This window comes from Hymenobacter cyanobacteriorum, assembly GCF_022631375.1.
Taxonomy (GTDB): Bacteria; Bacteroidota; Bacteroidia; order Cytophagales; family Hymenobacteraceae; genus Hymenobacter; species Hymenobacter cyanobacteriorum.
The window spans coordinates 1,075,803-1,095,237 of sequence record NZ_JALBGC010000002.1 but is presented as its reverse complement, the minus strand read 5'-3'; the positions used below and the strand labels follow the sequence as shown (position 1 = coordinate 1,095,237).

The window sequence follows — 19,435 nt, the reverse complement described above, 5'->3', positions numbered from 1 at the left end:
TCGCGCCCGCGGCCCCCGCTCGTACCTTCCCGGCCCGGCAACAGCGGCGCCAAGCGCGCCCATTGTGCGTCGGTGAGCATTGTTTCCATTACCCAAGCTAACAATCACTGTTAACACTTCCTAATTACTCTCGCGGTAGAGATGCTTCGGCTGCGCTCAGCATGACGTTCTGGTTTTTGACAGGCGTGAACGTTCAACGACGAGACGCAAGTATGCGTCGCTACTTCATGAACACCGGCCGAATCAGGTTCTCGAACGTGAAAATCTCGTCCCACTTTTCCTGCGTCAGCAAGCCGCGCTCGGTCACGGCAATATCGTGGACGGATTTGCCGGTTTTCAGGGCTTCCTTGGCAATTTCGGCCGAGGCTTCGTAGCCGATAACCGGGTTGAGCTGCGTGACGATGCCGATGCTGTTGCGCACGAGGCTTTCGGCGTGCTCCTTGTTGGCGGTGATGCCCACCACGCACTTCTCGCGCAGGGTGCGGCAGGCGTTGGTCATGTAGGAAATCGAGGTGAACAGCGCGAAGCTGATAACCGGCTCCATCACGTTGAGCTGCAGCTGGCCGGCTTCGGCGGCCATGGTTACCGTGAGGTCGGCTCCGATGACATAGAACGCGGTTTGGTTCACTACTTCGGGCACCACTGGGTTCACCTTGCCGGGCATGATGCTGGAGCCGGGCTGCAAGGGCGGCAGGTTGATTTCGTTGATGCCCGTGCGCGGACCGGAGGAGAGCAGGCGCAAGTCGTTACAGATTTTGGAGAGCTTCACCGCCGTGCGCTTCAGTACGCCGGAGAGCTGCACGTAGGCGCCCGTGTCGTAGGTGGCTTCGAACAGGTCGCCGGCCAGGCTTAGGTTCAGGCCGGTGATGGTGCGCAGGTGCTCGGTCACGAGCTCGGGGTAGCCGGTGGGGGCGTTGATGCGCGAGCCGATGGCCGTAGCGCCCATGTTGATTTCGTCAATCAGCCGGCGCGAGTCGTCGATGCGGAGCAGCTCTTCGCGCAGGTTGGTGGCGAAGGCCTTGAACTCGTCGCCCATGCTCATCGGCACGGCATCCTGGAGCTGGGTGCGGCCCATTTTCAGAATATCGCGGAATTCCTCGCCTTTTTGCGCGAAGGCCTCGGCCAGCTCGTTCAGGGTTTCGCGGTAGCCCACCAGCTTGTTGTTAAGTGCGATGCGGAAGGCGGTGGGGTAGGCGTCGTTGGTGCTTTGCGAGCAGTTGACGTGGTTGTTGGGGTGGCAGTACTGGTACTCGCCCTTTGCGTGGCCCATGATTTCGAGGGCTACGTTGGCGATGACTTCGTTGGCGTTCATGTTCACCGAGGTGCCCGCGCCGCCCTGAATCATGTCGGTGAGGAACTGGTTGTCGAACTCGCCGGCGGCTACCCGGTCGCAGGCGGCGGCAATGGCGTCGGCGATGTTGGCGGGCAGCACGCCGAGCTCCTTGTTGGCCAGGGCCGCGCCTTTTTTCACGTAGGCCAGCGCCTGCACAAACAGCGGCTCGTTGCGGATGGGAATGCCGGTGATGGCGAAGTTTTCGAGGGCGCGCAGCGTCTGGATGCCGTAGTAGGCAGTGTCGGGCAGGGTGCGTTCGCCGAGGAAATCGTGTTCGATGCGGGAGGTGCTCATGCGGGAATTTTGGGTGGACTGTGCGGCTTATACGGAATGGCCGAAAGCCGGGGCAAACCTACGGCGGCGCATTGCAACGTGGCCGGGTTTGGGGTGGGACGTGGTCGGTTCAGGAACGGTCATGCAGAGCGCAGCGAAGCATCTTTACTGCGCAATGCAATCAAATCAATTGGTTTACTATTGCGGTAAAGATGCTTCGCTGCGCTCTGCATGACGTTCTTTATTTTACCCGCCACAATCCCACCCAATGAAGTTCCGCTACCTGCCCCTGCTGGCCCTGGCCCTCGCCGGCTGCTCCCAGGCCGATAAAACTGCTGTCGCCACCGGACCCGATGCCCGCTTCGATGCCTTCAAAAGCCAGTTCATCGAAGCCCTGTGGAAGCAAAACCCCGACTATGCCTCCGGCATGGGCTACCACAAATACGACTCGCTGCTGCTGATTCCCAACGCCGCCCAGCGCCAGGCCGACGATGCTTTCGCCCAGCAAAACCTGACTGCGCTGGGCAAATTCACCCTCGACAGCCTCTCGCCCAACAACCAGATTGACCTGCGCCTGCTCCGCAACGAGTTGCGCGCCGAGCGCTGGTACGCCGACACCCTCAAAACCTGGCAGTGGAACCCGGCCAGCTACAACCTCGGGGCTGCGGTGGGTGAGCTGCTCAACGGCCGCCACTTCCGCCTCGACCGCCGCCTGCGCAACATCTCCGACAAAATCAGCCACGCGGCCGAGTTCTACGCCGCCGCCCGGGCCAACATCAGCAACCCGACGAAGGAGCACACCGAACTGGCTATCAAACAAAATGCTGGTGGCCTGGAAGTTTTTGGCTCCGCGCTGGCCGATTCGGTGCGGAAATCGGGCCTGACGGAAGCGGAGAAAAAGACGTTGACTGCCCGCGTGGCTGCCGCCCGCACGGCCGTGCAGGGCTATATGGATTTCCTTAAAAAGGACGTGCTGACCAAAGGCTGGTTCCGCCCGTTCCGCATCGGCAAAGCGCTGTTTGAGCAGAAGTTTGCCTACGATATTCAGTCGCGCTTCACGGCAGCCGAAATCTACCAGCAGGCGCTAAACCACAAGGCCGAGCTGCTACACGACATGGGCCACCGCGCCGCCCGGCTCTATCCCAAGTATTTCCCCGGCCAGAAAGCCCCGGCCGATACGCTGGCCCTCATCACCGCCGTTATTAACCAGCTTACCCTGAAGCACGCCCCGCGCGACGGTTTTGTGGACGCTGTGAAGCGCCAGATTCCCACGCTGGTGGCTTTTGTGAACGAGCATAAGCTCCTGACCCAGGACCCCAGCAAGCCGCTGGTGGTGCGCGAAACGCCGCTCTACATGCGCGGCAGCGGCGCGGGCGCCAGCGTTTCGGCCCCCGGCCCTTACGACAAGGGCGCCAACACTTACTACAATGTGGAGCCGCTGCCCGCTGACTGGACGCCCGCCCAGGCCGAAAGCTACCTGCGCGAATACAACGACTACACCCTCCAGATTCTCAACATTCACGAGGCCATTCCGGGCCACTACACGCAGCTCGTGTATGCCAACCGTTCGCCTTCGCTGGTGAAAAGCATTTTTGGCAACGGCGCGATGGTAGAGGGCTGGGCCGTGTATGCCGAGCGCATGATGCTGGAAAGCGGCTACGGCAACAATTCCGACGAAATGTGGCTGATGTGGGACAAATGGAACATGCGCTCGACCCTGAATGCGGTTATCGACCACGCCATTCAGGTAGATAACCTGAGCGAGGCCGACGTGGTGAAGATGCTGCGCCGCGAGGGCTTTCAGGAAGAAGCCGAGGCGCGGGGCAAGTGGTTGCGGGCCACCCTCAGCCAGGTGCAGCTCAGCAGCTATTTCACGGGCTACTCCGAGATTTACGCCCTGCGTCAGGAGCTGAAGCAGCCGCAAGGCAAAGCCTTCGACCTGAAAGTATTCAACGAGAATTTCCTCAGCTACGGCAGCGCCCCGGTGAAGTACATCCGCGAGTTAATGTTGCGCAAGTAAGCCGAACCCTAAAGTCTACTTTGCGGTTTAACGGCCTGAAATTGTCATTCCGGCGCAGGAGGAATCTGATACAATTGTGGAACGACTTTACTCAAGATTTCTCCTGCGCCGGCATGCTAAGCGTTTCTAAACCAACCCCGAACCGCCATTCCAGCCCGCTTTTATGACTGAAGAAGAACGCAAACACGTGGTCGATACCGACGATGAGCACCTGCGCCGCCTCACGCACGAGCACATGAAGGTGTTTGCCAAATTCACCTCCGCCGACTGCGCCATTTGCCAGGCATTGGCCCCGCCCTTTGCTAAATTCGTCGACGACCCCGGCAACGAATCCATCCTGTTCGTGCGCCTCGACTCCGACGAAAACCCTGTGGCGAAGAAACTGATGCAGGAAAAAGTAGCGCCCTTTTTCGTGAGCTACTGCCAGGGCCGCATTCTGGAGTGCGACAACCTGACCACCGAAGAAGAAGTGGTGGCCCAGCTGCACCGCCTGCGCGCCTTCGTGCCCGACCACGTGTAGCCCGCGCCAGCTGCCTGCCGACCGGGCCGCTACCTTTGGGCATGTTTTTTCTGTTCTCCAAGGTTCTCGATTTCGTGCTGGTGCCCACCGTGTGGCTGCTGGCCCTGCTGGTGCTGGCGCTGCTGGCCCGGCAGCCCCGCCGCTGGCTGGTGGCCGCGCTGGTGGTGTTCCTCATTACCACCAACCCCCTGCTGGTGAACGAGCTGCTGCTGGCCTGGGAGCGCCCGCCGGTGCCGCTGGCCGCCCTGCCGCGCCACGCCGATGCCGCCGTGCTGCTCACCGGCATCACGCAGGTAGGGAAGTCGCCGCACGACCGGGTGTACCTCGGGGCCGGGGCCGACCGCTTCACCAGCGCCCTGTGGCTGTACCGGGCTGGGCGGGTGCGCCGCATCATCGTGTCGGGTGGCTCGGGCGCGGTGCAGACCGTGGCCCACACCGAGGCCGACGACCTCACCACGCTGCTGCGCTTGGCGGGCGTGCCCCACTCGGCCATCATCCGCGAAGAGAAAAGCCGCAACACCCGCGAAAATGCGCTTTTCACCAAAAAGCTGCTCACGCCCGAGCAGGACACGCTCATCCTCGTCACGTCGGCCTTCCACCAGCGGCGGGCCATGGGCTGCTTCGAGAAGGTAGGCCTGCATCCCATTGGTTTCCCTGCCGGCTACCGCAGCACCGACCGCAGCATCACGCCCGATGCCTGGCTGGTGCCCAGCCCCGAAGCCATGGCCAACTTCAGCCTGCTGACGCACGAAGTAGTTGGCTGGCTGATTTACAAGGCGCTGGGGTACGCATAGGAGGGGAAGGAAAGAGATAAAAAAGGCCGTCATGCTGAGCGCAGTCGAAGCATCTCTACTGCGAAGAGTAAATAATTACTTCCACGGTAGAGATGCTTCGACTGCGCTCAGCATGACGGCCATTCGTTAAACCTGGCGCTACTCTGTTTTCGCTACCGGCGCGACCTCCTTGCCCACCCAAATCGACTTCTGGTTCACAAACTCGCGAATGCCCAGATACGACAGCTCGCGGCCGTAGCCCGACTTCTTCACCCCGCCAAACGGCAGCTCGGGCATCGATTTTACGAGGCCGTTGACGAACACGGCCCCGCTTTCAATCTGGCGGGCCATGGCTTCGCCCTTTTTCGGGTCCGAAGTCCACACGGCCGCGCCCAGACCGAAGCGCGAGTCGTTGGCGAGGCGCAGGGCATCGTCGGCGTTTTTAGCTTCGAGCACCAGCGCCACCGGGCCGAACAATTCCTCCGAATAAGCCCGCTGGCCGGCCCGCACATTCGACAGTATCATGGGGCGGAAGAGGGCGGTGCCGGGCTTGGCCTGGCCGCCGTGCAGCTCGATTTTCGCGCCTTTTTTCACCGAGTCTTCCACCTGCTGGGTGAGCTCGTCGGCCAGGTCGGGGCGGGCGAGGGGGCCGTATTGGGTGGCCTCGTCGAGCGGGTCGCCGGGGCGCAGGGCCAGCAGGTGTGTTTTGAGCTGGTTGATGAACTCGCGGCACACCGGCTTTTCTACAATGAAGCGCTTGGCGGCGATGCAGCTCTGGCCGCTGTTTATCATGCGGCTTTGCGCGGCAGTTTTGGCGGCGAGGGCTAAGTCGGCGTCAGCCAGTACGATAAATGGGTCGGACCCGCCCAGTTCCAGCACCGCTTTTTTGATGTGCTGCCCGGCTACGGCCGCCACGGCCATGCCCGCGCCCTCGCTGCCCGTGAGCGTCACGGCGCGCACCCGGTCGTCGGCCAGCAGCTGCTCCACCTGCTCCGAGCCCACCAGCAGCGTGCGGAAACAGGCCGGCGGCAGGCCCGCGTCGTGAAAGATTTTTTCCAGCGCCAGCGCGCACTGCGGCACGTTGGAGGCGTGCTTGAGCAGGCCCACATTGCCAGCCATCAGGGCCGGGGCGGCAAAGCGCACCACCTGCCAGAACGGGAAATTCCAGGGCATTACGGCCAGCACCACACCCAGCGGCTGGTAGCTGATGAAGCTGCGGCCGGCATCGGTTTTGATGAGCTCATCGGCCAGAAAAGCCTCGGCGTGCTCGGCGTAGTAGTCGCAGCAGGTGGCGCATTTCAGGGCCTCGGCGCGGCCGTCGGTGATGGGCTTGCCCATTTCCAGGGCCATGAGGCGGGCCAGCGCATCCTGGCGCTCGCGCAGCAGGGCGGCGGCACGGCGCAGCACGCCGGCGCGGTGGGCAAAGGTGGTGGCGGCCCAGGCCGGGGCCGCGCGGTGCGCCTGGCCCAGCAAGCGTTGGGTTTTGGCCCAGGCAAAAGGGGTGAAGCGCCGCAGCACCCGCCCCGTGTGCGGGTTGAAAGATTCGATGGACATAGCTCAGATTAGAAAGAACAGAAGGAAGCCGAAAGGTACAAGCCAGCGACAAGCCGCGCCGGCAGTCGCGCAATTATCCACTCAGTTTAGGTGTCGCCTGAACATTACCGGTCCCGGCGGGTACTGCTTGCGGCCCACCGCTGTTCGGTTGCGGGCCGCCAAACGCCGTATGCTGGCAATTAGCCGGCACCGCGTATTTTCGTGCGCTTACCAACGGGCTTTCCTACCGCTCCATTTCTCCACTTTTAGTCACTCCTGTGTCCGATAATCCCCTTATTTCCCTGCCGCCTGCCGCCGAGGAGGACTTAGTCCGGCGCCTGCAGGCCCGCGACGAATCGGCCATGACGCTGTTCTACGACCGGTATTCGGCCGCGCTCTACGGCGTCATCTACCGCATTGTGAAAGCCGAAGACGAGGCTGAGGACGTGCTGCAGGAAGCGCTGGTCAAAATCTGGAACGCCTTCGCCAGCTACGACCCCACCAAGGGCCGGCTGTTCACCTGGGTGCTCAACATTTGCCGCAATTTAAGCATCGATAAAATCCGCTCGCGGCAGCACCGCGTAGGTAGCAAAACAACGGGAATCGACGACAGCCTCACGGCCCAGCGGCAAGCAGCTCCCACTGCTTTCCGGCCGGAACATATTGGCCTGCAGGAAATTACCCAGAAACTGATTCCTGAGCAACGCCAGATTATCGACATGCTTTATTTCGAGGGCTTCACCCAGAGTGAGGTGGCCGAGGAATTGAATATTCCGCTCGGCACGGTGAAAACCCGTGCCCGCACCGCCATCAAAGTCCTAAGCAAACTTATTCGCTGAACCTAACCGTGGAAAATATCCAAGACTATATCGAATCGGGCATCCTGGAGCAGTACGCTCTCGGCGAGCTCTCGGCGGCCGAGCAGGCGGCCGTAGAGGCCCAGGCCGCCAGCCATCCCGAGGTTCGGGCCGAGCTGGCGCAGGTACAGGCGGCGCTCGGGTTCTACGCCGAAGCCCACGCCATCACGCCCCCGGCCGCCATGCGCGAGCGGGTGCTCGCCAACGTAATGGCCCAGATTGCTGCCCCCGCCGCCCGCCCCGGCACCACGCTGCGGGCTGATGTTGACGCCCTGACTTCGGCTCCTGTGGCCGCCGCTGCCCCTGCCGCGTCCCGCGCTGCTGCTGAGGCCGTTATTCGCCCCATGGCTTCCGCGCCAGTCGCTACACCGTCGGGCCGCTCCAACTGGGCCGTAGCTGCTTCGGTTGCCTTGCTGCTGAGCCTCGGGGCCAACCTGCTGTTGTACTCCAACTGGAAAAACGCCAATGCCCAGGTGGTGGCTTTGCAGAACGACCAGGCCCGCTTCGCCCAAACCTCGCAGGTAGTGGAGCGCAAGCTCGGCGACCTGCGCCAAGAAAACGAGGTGCTCCGCAACGATGAGTTCCGCGCCGTGGCGCTGGCCGGCACCAAAACGGCCCCCACGGCTAAAGCCCGCGTATTCTTCAATGTGGCTACGCACAAGGTGTATGTCGATGTGCGCAGTCTGCCGGCATTGCCCGCCGGCAAGCAGTACCAGCTTTGGGCCCTCGACAAAGGCAAGCCGATTGATGCCGGCGTGCTGACGGCCGCGACCGCCACCGGCGAGGGCCTGCAGCACATGAAGGACATTGCCAGCGCCCAGACCTTTGCCATGACGGTGGAGCCCACCGGCGGCAGCGTCGGCCCCACGCTGAGCACGATGACGGTGGTAGGCAACATTTAGCCAAGCCCAAGTGAACCGGCGCGATGGCCATGCCGCTGCCCGGACCGAAGTAAACAATGCCGCCTGTTAGCCGTTTGGGCTGGCAGGCGGCCCTGTTTATCACGTTAGCTTACAACTTTTGCGCTTATGCACGGAACCATCCTCACGCTGCTAAAACGTTATGTGCAAACCCAGTACGACCATAGTACCTGGGTGAAATTAATGGAGCTTTCCGGCCTCGACCAGGTGGAGTTCGACCACAAAACCGTGTACCCCGACGAGCACATTTATGCCTTGGTGGGCCACGCGGCTGAGATGACCGGCTTGTCGGCCGGCGAGCTGCACGAAAAATTCGGCGAGTACCTCGTGCCCGACCTGATGTACATGTACCAGAAGCTGTTGCACCCCGAATGGAAAACCCTCGACATGCTCGAACACACCGAGCTGACCATGCACAAGCAGGTGCGACAAGAACACGCTGAGAACTCGCCGCCCGTGCTCGAAGTCAGCCGCCTGGGCCTCAACGAGTTGATGATTGACTACGTGTCGCCGCGCCGCATGGGCGGGCTGGCCGTGGGCATTGTGCGCGGAGTGGCCGCGTACTACGACGAGGCCGACCGCATCGACGTGATGCCCACCACCAGCGAAGACGGTGAGCGGGTTCGCATCCACGTGCGCCGCCGCTGAACTATTGATTACCCTTCATCCTTCATTTCAAAACGCCGCCTTTATCATGAACGACTCGACCTACTACAACCCCGCCGACCTGGCCAAATTTGGTAAAATCTCGGAATGGCAGCCCGAAATGGGCCGCAAGTTCTTCGATTACTATGGCGAGGTTTTCAAGGAAGGTGCCCTGAGCGAGCGCGAAAAAGCGCTGATTGCCCTGGCCGTGGCGCACGTGGTGCAGTGTCCGTACTGCATCGACGCCTACACTTCCGACTCGCTCCAGAAGGGCGCCGACGAAGCCCAGATGATGGAAGCCGTGCACGTAGGAGCCGCCATTAAGGGCGGAGCTACGCTGGTGCACGCCACGATGATGATGAATAAAGCGAAAGAACTATCGATGTAAGCCGGCAGGAGCGGGGCATTGCTGTGCAGTGCCCGCTTCTTGTTTCTGATTCAGTTTTCCTCTATCCCGCTCCCCGTGTCCTTGTCCCCCACGAAATCGCTCCACGCCCAGCACCACGCACTGGCCGATTCCTCCTACCAGCTCGACGTGCTGAACCCGGCCCAGACGGCGGGCGCAGCCTTTCCGGCTTTTGCCGCCAAGCTGCGCGAAACCGGCTTGCTGCCCCTGCGCCCCACCGAAATGACGGTGCTGCAGGTGAACGTGGGCAAGATGTGCAACCAGGTGTGCAAGCATTGCCACGTGGATGCCGGCCCCGACCGCACCGAAATCATGACCCGCGAAACCATGCAGCAGTGCCTGGACGCGCTGGCCAAAACCAACATCGAAGTGGTGGACCTGACCGGCGGCGCGCCCGAGATGAACCCCGATTTCCGGTGGTTTGTGGAAGGCATTTCGGCGCTGGGCCGCACCACCATCGTGCGCTGCAACCTCACCATCATCGTAGCCAATAAGAAGTACCACGACCTGCCCGAGTTCTTTGCCAAGCACAAGGTGCGGGTGGTGTCGTCGCTGCCGCACTTTGCCGCCGCCCGCACCGATGCGCAGCGCGGCGAGGGCGTGTTTGCCAAGTCGATGCGTGCCCTGCACATGCTGAACGCCGTGGGCTACGGCGTGGAAGGCTCGGGCTTGACGCTGGATTTGGTATACAATCCATCCGGTGCATTCCTGCCTGGCAATCAGCTGAGTCTGGAGCGTGAGTTTAAGCAGCGCCTGAGCCGCGAGCACGGCGTGACGTTCAACAATCTGCTGGCCATTACCAACCTGCCGGTGAGCCGCTTCCTCGACTATTTGGTGGAAAGCGGCAACTACGAAGGCTACATGGACAAGCTGGTGCAGGCCTATAATCCCACCGCCGCGGCCAATGTGATGTGCCGCAGCACCATCTCGGTGGGCTGGGACGGCCTGCTCTACGACTGCGATTTCAACCAGATGCTTGAGCTGCCGGTGGCCCGCACCGCCTCGCAGCACATCCGCGACTTCGACCTGGAGTCGCTGCAGGCCCGTGCCATCGTGGTGAACCAGCACTGCTACGGCTGCACGGCCGGCGCGGGCTCGAGCTGCGGCGGCGCTACGGCGTAGGCCCGGGCGCTTTATCGTTCTGCTTATGCTTCCGCTCCGCATCCTCCGCTTCGGCTGCTGCCTCGGCCTGCTGGCCCTGGCGGGGTGCGGACCAGATGCGGAGAATGTCCCAACCCGCTCGAGCGTGCTATACCAACAGCTCCTACGCACCATTTACCGCCACACCGTGCCCACGGTGCCCGCCGTTGAGCTGGCCCGCGAGCTACAGCAGCCCGCGCCGCCGCTGCTGCTCGATGCGCGCACGCCGGCCGAATTGCGGGTGAGCCACCTGGCCGGGGCGCAGTTCGTCGATTTCGACTCGGTGCCCACGGCGCAGTTTGCCGACTTGGACCGCGCGCGGCCCGTGGTGGTGTACTGCTCGGTGGGCCTGCGCAGCGAGCGGCTGGGCGAGCGCCTGCACGCGTTGGGCTTCCGGCAGGTGCGCAACCTCTACGGCGGCCTGTTTGAGTGGGTGAACGAAGGGCACCCGGTAGTAAACGAGGGCGGAGTTACCGACGCCGTGCATCCTTATTCCACGTTCTGGGGCAGCTGGCTCCGGCGTGGCCGCAAAGTATATGAGTAACTTTACTGCTGCCAAACAGGCGCTGAAACCTGCTGATTGCCACCTGCTGGTGTTTGCCCGCGTGCCCGCCCTGGGCCGCGTGAAAAGCCGGCTGGCGGCCGGTGTGGGCCAGCCCGCCGCACTAGCTGTGTACCGCGAGCTGCTGGCCATCACCAACACTTCCATTGTAGAGGCCGGCGTGCCGGCCACCGTGTGGCTGGCCGATACCGCCGCCGCCGAGCCCACCGCCGCCGAAGCCCGCGAGTGGGCCGCGCACGCCGCCTGCTGCCAGCCCGAAGGCGACCTGGGCGAGCGCATGACGGCCGCGTTTGCGGCGGCGTTTGCGGCCGGAGCCGGGCGCGTGGCCATCATCGGCACCGATTGCCCGGGCCTGCGCGCCAGCCATTTAACGGAAGCATTTGCCGCTCTGGAGACTGCCGATGTGGTACTCGGCCCGGCCACCGACGGCGGCTATTACCTGCTGGGCCTGCGGGAGCCACGGCCCGAGCTCTTCCAGAATAAAACCTGGAGTACCGACTCGGTGCTGGCCGATACGCTGGCCGATGCCCAACGCCTGGGCTTGCGTGCGGCCCTGCTGCCCGAACTGCGCGACGTGGATACTGCCCAGGACCTGGCTGCCTGGAATGCTACGCACCCCGCCCTGGCCGGCAGTTTGGCTGCCGATAACTTGTAGGTGGCCGCGAACCACGGCGGACTCCGTGCGTATTTCTACTTATGTATCGACAACCATTTTTACTGGGCCTGGGCGCGCTTTTAATCGGCGCGGGCCTGCCTGCCTGCACTCCGGACGCGGAGCACGCGGATAAGCCAAAAGCCCGCGCCTCGGTGCAGGCCCTGCAGGGCATTATGCCGCACTTCGACGAGCAGTGGGCCATGAACAAACTCTGGGAAGATGGCCTGGCCGAAGTGGCGACCTACGATGCCGAGCGTACCGTGTACAAGAAAAAGCGGCAGTTCGAGTACACGCTCATCACGGTGAAGGAGGAATTCAACCAGCAGTTCAACGTGAAAACCGACGACTATAAGCGCGACGACTTGTTCCCGGTGATGAAGGTGAACGAGTTCTGCCAGATTCCGGCCGACCAGTACCCGTACCACTACCTCACGTCGTTGTTCTTCCGGCGCGACCAGCCCGTGGCGTTGTACAAGATGACCTCCTCGTCGCAGGAATGGTGCGGCAACACCTTCAAGGCCATCGTCGATGACGGCGTAAACTTCAAGGAAAGCTACAACTCGTATTGGGACCTGCAGGGTGTGGGCAGCCGCGACCTGCGGCGCGATGTGTTGCTGGAGGACGCGCTGCCGTACACGTTGCGCACCCTGCGCTTCGCCCAGCAGTCCGCCTTCGACCTAGTGGTGATGGACCTGCAGCAAACCAGCAAAGCCGGCCCGCCAGCATACTACAACGCGCACCTCAGCACGACCGAAGCACCGGCTGCCGAAGCACCCGCGCCGGCCTGGCGGGTAGCCGTGCAGCTGGCGCCCGACAAGCAGAACGTGTATTGGTTTGCCAAAGCCTACCCCAATATGCTGCTGCGCCAAACCACTTGGGACGGCCGCACGCTGCGTTTGAAAAGCCAGCGGCGCTACGCGTATTGGCCGAAGTAGTGTGCTGCGCTTAATGAAGAATTGAAGTCCGGAGATGGGTTTCAAAATTCCTCATTCCTCAATGAGCGCCGCGTCAGTTCCCAGACCAGCACGGCCCCCACAACGGTGTATTCCAGCCCGACCAGCCACAGGTTTTCGGTATAAGCCGTGGTGCGGTAGGCCGCGTACGACAGCACGGCTGCCCCGCCCCACACCAGCGGGTACCGGAACCGCGTGAGCGGGGCCAGCGCAATAAGCGGCGTGATATACCACGGGTGCACAGTAGTGGCCAGCGCGTAGTAGCCTGTGAGTAGCAAAAGCAGCGCCACTGGCAGCGTGGCCAGGGTCGGCCGCCGCTCGCGCCAGGCCAGTCCCAGCCCAAACAATGCCGACGTCAGCGCCAGGGCCGGGCCGATACGGGCAATTTCGTTGTACGTGGTGAGTCGGTAGCCAATGGCCCGCAACACGTAATAAATACTGGCATTGAACTCGAAGCTGCGGAAATACAGGTTGAGGCTGCGGCTGATATTGATGACCAACGCTACCGAAATAAACGGCGCGAACAGCACCAGCAGCACACCCGCCACGACAGCCGCGTAAGCCACAAACCGCCGCCAGCCCAGCCGCCGCACCAGCAACGGCAGCGCCAGCAGCGGCAGCAGCTTGGCCGCCACCGCCAGCCCCAGCGCCCCGGCCGAGCGCGCCCACTGTTGCCGGTGCAGCAGCCACATGGCCAGCAGCACGAAACAAATGGCCAGCGCTTCGAAATGCAGGTTGCCCGTAAGCTCGACGATGACCAGCGGGTGGAGCAGGTAGCGCAACGCCCGCGCCGCCGGCCAGCCCAGCGCCGGCAGCAGCGCCAGCAGCAGCCAGGTCGTACCGGCTTCGGCCAGCAGCACTGCCGCCCGCAGGCTCATCACAAAACCCTGCTCGGAAGTAGGGAACAGGCGGGCGGCCGCGCCAAAAACCGCCTGGCACACTGGTGGATACACCGAATAGTAGTGCGGCGAATTGAGCTGGCGGTAGAGCTGTTGTAACTCGGGCAGCACCTGGGCGCGGGTAGTGGCGTCGGAAAAAGCAGTGCGGGCCCCGTCGGCAATCAGCTCATCGGGCCGAAACTGGAAAGGGTTGACGCCGTGCGCTACCAGCAGGCCATCCCAGCGGAAGCGGTACACATCATCGGACAGCGCGGGCTGGGCGGGCACCCACAGCAAGCGGAATACCAGCGCCGCGCCCAGGCCCCAGCGCAGCGGCAGCCGCGTGCGTAGCAGCCAGGCATAAGCCGCCAGCGCCACGGCCATTAGCGCCAGCAGCTGCCCAAACTCCGCCCGCGGCGTGGCGTAGGCCAGGCCCGCGTAGGCAGCGGCCGAGAGCAGCAACGCCAGCAACTGAGAAGCGGAAGGGAACTTAAGCGGCAACGATGGTTAAGGAAGGAGTGGAGGATGTAGAGACGCATATTTGCGTCTCTACGTTTGAAGGGTGACTGGTAAACAATTGACCGGTGGCGCGACTAAACGCAGGTAAGTGGCGCTACTTATCGTCGCGCACCGAGTAGTAGCAGATGGCCGCGAAGCCAATGGTCAGCAGCGTGTGAAACGGGAGCAGGCCGAAGTCATCGAAATAAATACCCGCCGCCAACCCAAAAGCAAAGTAGAGCGCCAGCAGCCCTTCCAGCACCACCAGCTCGCCCACACCGCCGGTGCGGTAGCGGCGGCGCTTGGCCGGCCCGCCCGTGCCGGCCTTGGGTGTGCGCACAAACGGCGTGCGCTGCCCCAGCCAGCCCAGTATCACAGCGCGGGCGTTGTGCAGCGCCAGGCCCATCGAAACCGACAAAAACAGCAGAAAAAAGCCCGGATAGCGCCACAGCGGCTTGCCGGGATGCGCCAGCCGCCAGGCGGTATAGTAGTAATAAATCAGCGGCGCGAACCCCAGCAGAAATACCGAAGCTAGTTGGAATACCGCTTTAAACTCGTGGTACTGGGCGCGCACAAAAACCAGCGGCACGCTCAGCAAGGCCATGAGCATGATGACGATATACACCGAGCTATTGAGCAGGTGGAAAGTAGCCTGCAGCTTCACCGGCAGCGGCTGCGCCGAGCGCCACATCTGGCCCAGGTGCTTGCGGGCGGTTTCGGCCGCGCCCTTGGTCCAGCGGAACTGCTGCGACTTGAGGGCGTCCATCACGGCGGGCAACTCGGCGGGGGCCACGATGTCGGGCCGGTACAGGAAGCGCCAGCCGCGCAGCTGGGCGCGGTAGCTCAGGTCGAGGTCTTCGGTGAGGGTGTCGGTGTGCCAGCCGCCGGCATCGTCGATGCACGCGCGCCGCCACACGCCGCCCGTGCCGTTGAAGTTGATGAAGAAGCCCGCGAACGTGCGCCCTACCTGCTCGATGAGAAAGTGCGCGTTCAGCCCGAACGCCTGCAGGCGCGTTAGCAAATCCTCGTTCTCGTTCAAATGGCCCCAGCGCGTCTGGACCACGCCGATTTTGGCATCGGGCAGAAAATAGGGGATAACACGCTTCAGAAAGTCGGCTTCGGGCACGAAGTCGGCATCGAAAATGGCCACGTACTCATCCGTGTTGCCTTCAAGCCCGTAGCGCAGCGCCCCGGCTTTAAAGCCCTGGCGGTCGGACCGTCGCACGTGGCTGATGCGCAGGCCGCGAGCGACGTGGTGCGCCACGCGGGCGGCTGCCAGCGCCACAGTGGCATCGTTCGAGTCGTCGAGCACCTGGATGTGCAGGCGGTCGGTGGGGTAATTGAGGGCGGCGCAGGCGTCGATGACGCGCTCCACCACGTTCTGCTCATTATAGAGCGGCAGCTGCACCAGCACCGTCGGCCAGGCGGCCGGCGCGGGCGGCGCAGGCGGCAGGCCTTGTTTATAGGCCCGCAGCGCCAGCCGCGTGAGCTGCCACTGGCCCGCGCTGAACCCCAGAATGAACAGCAGGCACAGCCCGTAGAGCACCACCAGCAAAATCGGCAGTACCGCCATCAGAAACAGGAAACGTAAGCGTGTATCAAAGCAAAAACAACGAAACCCGGCTGGCGCGGCGCCGGCCGCAACCCTGGCCAGCGGCCCGGATTACCAGTATTTGAAAATCGTCCAGAGAATTTTGTAGCCGGCCCCGATGGTGCCCTTCACCGTGCCCGACACCTTGCTCGTGCCGATGCGCTTGCGGTAGCGCACGGGTACTTCCACGGTGCGCAGGCCCAGGCGGGCGGCTTTCACCTGCATTTCCACCGTCCAGCCGTAGGTTTTGTCTTCCATGCCGATGGCCTGCAGGGCCGGGGTCGTAACGGCCCGAAACGGCCCCAAATCGGTGACTTTACCACCGTAACGCAGGTTCAGCAGGCGAGCGGCCAGCCAATTGCCGAAGCGCTGCTGGGGCAGCAGCGAGCCTTTCTCGCGCTCGCCCAGCGCCCGCGAACCGATGACGAGGTCGGCCTCCCCGCGCAGGAGCGGGGCCAGTAGTTCGGGCATTTGTTCGGGAAAATCGGAATGGTCGCCGTCGAGAAATACGACGAGGTCGGGCCATTCGGATTTATCGCGCCCGAAGGCGTGAGCCATGCCGGCCAGGCAGGCGTAGCCGTAGCCGGGGCGGGGCTCGCGCAGCACGGTAGCCCCATTGGCGCGGGCAATAGCGCCGGTGTCGTCGCTCGAATTATTGTCGACTACAATCACCTCATGCACGAGGCCCTGCGGGATTTCGGCCAGCACCAAGGCAATGGCCCCGGCCTCATTGTGGGCCGGTATGATAACGCTGATGCGGGGCTGCGACATGAAAGCAAGTGAACGAACGGGCTGCAAAGATGACGCCTTTGCCCGCAAAGCCTTACGTCGGCCGTACTTTGCGGCCTCAATTCATCGTTTTTATTATGCTCCAGGTAGGCCAGCCCGCGCCCGATTTCACCCTCACCACCACTTCCGGCCAGTCGTTTCGGCTGGCCGACCAGCGCGGCCGCCACGTCGTCCTCTACTTCTACCCCAAGGATGACACGCCCGGCTGCACGGCCGAAGCCTGCTCGTTCCGCGACCAGTACGAGGATTTCAAGGACCTCGGGGCCGAAGTAGTGGGCGTCAGTTCCGACAGCGAAGCCTCGCACCAGAAATTTACCCAGAAGCACCGCCTGCCCTTCGAACTGCTGGCCGACACCGACGGCAAAGTGCGCAAGCTCTACGAAGTGCCCCGCGCCCTGCTGGGCCTGCTGCCCGGCCGCGTCACGTTTGTGATTGACAAAGAAGGGGTTATTCAGTACATCTTCAACTCCCTGAGCGGGGCTACCGACCACGTGAGCAACGCTGCGAAGGTGCTGCGGGGGCTGAAATAACGACTGTGTAGATGGCGCGCATCGAACTGGAAATGCAGTTTTACGCTGGTAAATGGGAAGGCAATAAGTGGCCAAGCATTGACATTGAGCCGGTTGCCAGCGAAGTGTTTTTGCCGTTGTTGCTATTTATTTCCGGCGCGTATGGTTTCACACCGCCACCAGTAACAGATATCGTGGAGGGCTACACGGCGGAGTTTGTCATTCGCGAAAAGAGAGTGGTGATGTTGCTGGATAACTGGACGTTTTCCATTGCGTCAGAGAGCGAAGCACTACGCAATGACCTCCTGAATCGGCTGTTGACCTTGCCGCCTACTTTCTTCGACAGCAAAAAAGCAAAAGGCCCGGAATAATCCCCCGGGCCTTTTGCTTTTTTGCTGGGCTAGACGCTAGAACGACTGCACAATGTTGTTGCGCAGCGTTTTGGGGCTCCAGTAGCCGCTGGCGATGATGCGGCGGATGGTGAAGAGCGGGTCCTGCTGGTCGCGCTTTTCGGCCAGCGAGAAGGCGGCCACGAAGCCGCGCTTCTTCAGCTCGGGGAAGGCCTGGGTGTTCCAGAGGCCGAAGGGGTAGGCGAAGTAGTTGATTTTCTTGCCGGTAATTTCCTCCAGCGTTTTGGTGGGCTTGTCGATTTGGGTTTCCCAGTCCTTGCCCTGGTACTTCTTCACGTTGTGGTGGTCCCAGGTGTGCGAGCCGATGACGTTGCCCTCGTCGGACAACTGCTTCACCATGGCTTTGGTCATGTAGTGGGGGCGGCCCAGGCTCACGGTCATCACGAAGTACATGGCCTTGTAGCCGTACTGCTCCAGCGTGGGCCGGGCAATGGTGAACTGGTCGAGGTCGGTATCATCAAACGTGAGCATGATGGGCTTGCTCGGCAGCTTGGCCCCGGTGGTCATGTAGGCGTAGAGCTGGTCGGGCGAGATGGTGTGGTAGCCGCTGTCGGCCAGCATTTTAATCTGGGCCTTGAAGGCGGCAATGGGCACGATGTAGTCCTTGGCACCCTTCGAGTCGCGGGCCGTCCAGTCCCGAATCTGGTGGTAGCAGAGGATGGGCACCTGCGGCCGGGCCAGAATGCCGGCTGCGTCGCCGGCCTTGCCGGCCGGGATGGTGGTGGGGTCGGGGGCGGGCGTGGCGTTGGCCTCGTCGGTGGCGGTGGCCTGGGTGCCCGAGGTTTTGGCCGCGGCCGGGTCGGTGGTCAGCGAGTCGGCCGCGCCTACGGTGGCTTTGCTGGTGGCGCTTTCGCCGGTGGTGGCGGTTTTCGAGTCGCAGGCAGCCAGGGTCAGGGCGGCCAGCAGGAGGGAAGCAATAGAAACTTTCATTGAAACGCGCGAAGCCGGGCTTCGCAACCGGGGAGTGAAATGGGGAATTTAATCGAAGCTAATGCTGATAAAAGATGCCCCGTCATGCAGAGCGCAGCGAAGCATCTTTACCGCGCAACCCAATTCAATTGAAAGGATTAGTGGCGGCGGGCAAGATGCTTCGCTGCGCTCTGCATGACGACCTGCGCGGGGAAGCCGCCGAATAGCGAGCCGACCTGCTACTTTTGCAGCCCACAAAACTAACGCCCAAACTCCCGGCATGCACACAACTGGCACTCGTCTCCCCGCATTTCACGGCACTGGCGTGGCCCTGGTCACGCCCTTCACCCCGAATTTGGCGGTGGACTACGCCGGCTGGCGGCACCTGCTCGATTTCTGCATCGAAGGCGGCGTCGAATACCTCGTGGTGAATGGCACCACCGGCGAGTCGCCCACTACCACGGCCGCTGAGAAAGCTGAGCTGCTGCGCGTTGCCGTGGAGCACGTGGCCGGCCGCGTGCCGCTGGTGTACGGCATCGGCGGCAACGATACGGCGGCCGCCGAGGAGCTTTTCCGCAGCACCGACCTTACCGGCGTGGCCGCCATTCTTTCGGCCAGCCCCGCCTACAACAAGCCCAGCCAGGCTGGCCTCATCGCGCACTACACTCGCCTGGCCGACGCCAGCCCGTTACCCATCATCCTCTACAACGTGCCCGGCCGCACGGCCTCCAACATCGCGGCCGAAACCACGCTGCGCCTGGCCCGCCACGCCAACATCATCGGCATCAAAGAAGCCAGCGGCAACATGGAGCAGTGCCTGGCCATTGCCGCCGGCAAACCCAAGGATTTCCTGCTGCTTTCGGGCGACGACATGCTCACGCCTGCCCTCATCGCCTGCGGGGCGGAAGGCATCATCTCGGTGCTGGCCAACGCCTTCCCCAAGCGTTTTGCCGAGCTTACCCGCGCCGCTCTGGCCGGCGACTTTGCGGCCGCCCGCGCCGGCCTGTTCAGCCTGCTGCCCCTCAACCCGCTGATGTATGAGGAAAGCAACCCCGTGGGCGTGAAAGCGGCCCTCGAAGGCCTGGGCGTGTGCGGCGCCGCCGTGCGCCTGCCGCTGCTCGAAGCCACGGAGGGGTTGAAAGACCGGATTCGGCGGGCGCTGTAAAGGGGTTAAAAGTTGAGAGTTAAAAGTTAAAACCCGCTCAGACATTGCCTTTCGGGCTATCTGAGCGGGTTTTAACTTTTAACTCTCAACTTTTAA

20 protein-coding genes are annotated in these 19,435 nt (G+C 62.6%); 14 read left to right on the top strand and 6 right to left on the bottom strand.

Annotated elements, in window-relative coordinates:
- Positions 1 to 220: 220 nt before the first annotated feature.
- Complete coding sequence (gene aspA, locus MON38_RS09805) at positions 221 to 1,627, bottom strand: aspartate ammonia-lyase (RefSeq protein WP_241935976.1); 1,407 nt, start codon at positions 1,625 to 1,627, stop codon at positions 221 to 223.
- A gap of 247 nt (positions 1,628 to 1,874) precedes the next feature.
- Between aspA and MON38_RS09800 the strand changes: the two genes are divergently transcribed.
- The 3 genes from MON38_RS09800 to MON38_RS09790 all read left to right on the top strand — a co-directional run bounded on the left by MON38_RS09800 (position 1,875) and on the right by MON38_RS09790 (position 4,940).
- Positions 1,875 to 3,626 (top strand): DUF885 domain-containing protein, encoded by a 1,752-nt coding sequence (locus MON38_RS09800; RefSeq protein ID WP_241935975.1) that lies wholly within the window; start codon positions 1,875 to 1,877, stop codon positions 3,624 to 3,626.
- A gap of 163 nt (positions 3,627 to 3,789) precedes the next feature.
- Positions 3,790 to 4,146 (top strand): thioredoxin family protein, encoded by a 357-nt coding sequence (locus MON38_RS09795; RefSeq protein ID WP_241935974.1) that lies wholly within the window; start codon positions 3,790 to 3,792, stop codon positions 4,144 to 4,146.
- A 41-nt stretch (positions 4,147 to 4,187) separates the two neighbouring features.
- Positions 4,188 to 4,940: a YdcF family protein gene (locus MON38_RS09790; RefSeq protein ID WP_241935973.1), complete on the top strand. Its 753-nt coding sequence runs from the start codon at positions 4,188 to 4,190 to the stop codon at positions 4,938 to 4,940.
- Between the two features lie 138 nt (positions 4,941 to 5,078).
- Here the strand turns inward: MON38_RS09790 and MON38_RS09785 are convergent, their stop codons facing one another.
- A complete protein-coding gene (locus MON38_RS09785) occupies positions 5,079 to 6,473 on the bottom strand; it encodes an NAD-dependent succinate-semialdehyde dehydrogenase (RefSeq protein ID WP_241935972.1) in 1,395 nt (464 codons plus the stop codon).
- A gap of 257 nt (positions 6,474 to 6,730) precedes the next feature.
- Here MON38_RS09785 and MON38_RS09780 point away from each other — a divergent pair, with 257 nt between their 5' ends.
- The 8 genes from MON38_RS09780 to MON38_RS09745 all read left to right on the top strand — a co-directional run bounded on the left by MON38_RS09780 (position 6,731) and on the right by MON38_RS09745 (position 12,572).
- Complete coding sequence (locus MON38_RS09780) at positions 6,731 to 7,291, top strand: RNA polymerase sigma factor (RefSeq protein WP_241935971.1); 561 nt, start codon at positions 6,731 to 6,733, stop codon at positions 7,289 to 7,291.
- 8 nt (positions 7,292 to 7,299) lie between these two features.
- Positions 7,300 to 8,211 (top strand): anti-sigma factor domain-containing protein, encoded by a 912-nt coding sequence (locus MON38_RS09775; RefSeq protein ID WP_241935970.1) that lies wholly within the window; start codon positions 7,300 to 7,302, stop codon positions 8,209 to 8,211.
- 126 nt (positions 8,212 to 8,337) lie between these two features.
- Positions 8,338 to 8,877 carry a heme NO-binding domain-containing protein gene (locus tag MON38_RS09770; protein ID WP_241935969.1) on the top strand — a complete coding sequence of 180 codons (540 nt, stop codon included), beginning with the start codon at positions 8,338 to 8,340 and terminating at the stop codon, positions 8,875 to 8,877.
- A gap of 46 nt (positions 8,878 to 8,923) precedes the next feature.
- Positions 8,924 to 9,262, top strand: a complete 339-nt coding sequence (locus tag MON38_RS09765) for an arsenosugar biosynthesis-associated peroxidase-like protein (RefSeq protein WP_241935968.1) — start codon at positions 8,924 to 8,926, stop codon at positions 9,260 to 9,262.
- 81 nt (positions 9,263 to 9,343) lie between these two features.
- The gene (gene arsS / locus MON38_RS09760; RefSeq protein WP_241935994.1) at positions 9,344 to 10,402 is read left to right on the top strand and encodes an arsenosugar biosynthesis radical SAM (seleno)protein ArsS; all 1,059 of its coding nucleotides are present in this window, start codon (positions 9,344 to 9,346) and stop codon (positions 10,400 to 10,402) included.
- A 25-nt stretch (positions 10,403 to 10,427) separates the two neighbouring features.
- Positions 10,428 to 10,964 (top strand): rhodanese-like domain-containing protein, encoded by a 537-nt coding sequence (locus tag MON38_RS09755; protein WP_241935967.1) that lies wholly within the window; start codon positions 10,428 to 10,430, stop codon positions 10,962 to 10,964.
- Positions 10,957 to 11,637, top strand: a complete 681-nt coding sequence (locus MON38_RS09750; RefSeq protein ID WP_241935966.1) for a TIGR04282 family arsenosugar biosynthesis glycosyltransferase — start codon at positions 10,957 to 10,959, stop codon at positions 11,635 to 11,637. Before MON38_RS09755 ends, MON38_RS09750 begins: the two co-directional genes overlap by 8 nt.
- 41 nt (positions 11,638 to 11,678) lie before the next feature.
- Positions 11,679 to 12,572, top strand: coding sequence for a hypothetical protein (locus MON38_RS09745; protein ID WP_241935965.1), 894 nt, complete (start codon positions 11,679 to 11,681; stop codon positions 12,570 to 12,572).
- Positions 12,573 to 12,613: 41 nt separating this feature from the next.
- On the opposite strand, the gene MON38_RS09740 is transcribed toward MON38_RS09745, so the two are convergent.
- From MON38_RS09740 to MON38_RS09730, 3 genes are all read right to left on the bottom strand, one after another.
- The gene (locus MON38_RS09740) at positions 12,614 to 13,969 is read right to left on the bottom strand and encodes an MptA/MptB family glycosyltransferase (protein ID WP_241935964.1); all 1,356 of its coding nucleotides are present in this window, start codon (positions 13,967 to 13,969) and stop codon (positions 12,614 to 12,616) included.
- Between the two features lie 112 nt (positions 13,970 to 14,081).
- Complete coding sequence (locus MON38_RS09735; protein WP_241935963.1) at positions 14,082 to 15,539, bottom strand: glycosyltransferase; 1,458 nt, start codon at positions 15,537 to 15,539, stop codon at positions 14,082 to 14,084.
- 90 nt (positions 15,540 to 15,629) lie between these two features.
- Complete coding sequence (locus MON38_RS09730) at positions 15,630 to 16,328, bottom strand: glycosyltransferase family 2 protein (protein ID WP_241935962.1); 699 nt, start codon at positions 16,326 to 16,328, stop codon at positions 15,630 to 15,632.
- A gap of 95 nt (positions 16,329 to 16,423) precedes the next feature.
- On the opposite strand from MON38_RS09730, the gene MON38_RS09725 reads away from it, so the two are divergent.
- Together MON38_RS09725 and MON38_RS09720 are read left to right on the top strand one after the other, a co-directional pair.
- Positions 16,424 to 16,876 (top strand): peroxiredoxin, encoded by a 453-nt coding sequence (locus tag MON38_RS09725; protein WP_241935961.1) that lies wholly within the window; start codon positions 16,424 to 16,426, stop codon positions 16,874 to 16,876.
- Positions 16,877 to 16,887: 11 nt separating this feature from the next.
- Positions 16,888 to 17,226 carry a hypothetical protein gene (locus tag MON38_RS09720; protein ID WP_241935960.1) on the top strand — a complete coding sequence of 113 codons (339 nt, stop codon included), beginning with the start codon at positions 16,888 to 16,890 and terminating at the stop codon, positions 17,224 to 17,226.
- Positions 17,227 to 17,262: 36 nt separating this feature from the next.
- On the opposite strand, the gene MON38_RS09715 is transcribed toward MON38_RS09720, so the two are convergent.
- Positions 17,263 to 18,195 carry a polysaccharide deacetylase family protein gene (locus tag MON38_RS09715; protein WP_241935959.1) on the bottom strand — a complete coding sequence of 311 codons (933 nt, stop codon included), beginning with the start codon at positions 18,193 to 18,195 and terminating at the stop codon, positions 17,263 to 17,265.
- 259 nt (positions 18,196 to 18,454) lie between these two features.
- Here MON38_RS09715 and dapA point away from each other — a divergent pair, with 259 nt between their 5' ends.
- Positions 18,455 to 19,339: a 4-hydroxy-tetrahydrodipicolinate synthase gene (dapA, locus tag MON38_RS09710; protein WP_241935958.1), complete on the top strand. Its 885-nt coding sequence runs from the start codon at positions 18,455 to 18,457 to the stop codon at positions 19,337 to 19,339.
- Positions 19,340 to 19,435: the final 96 nt, after the last annotated feature.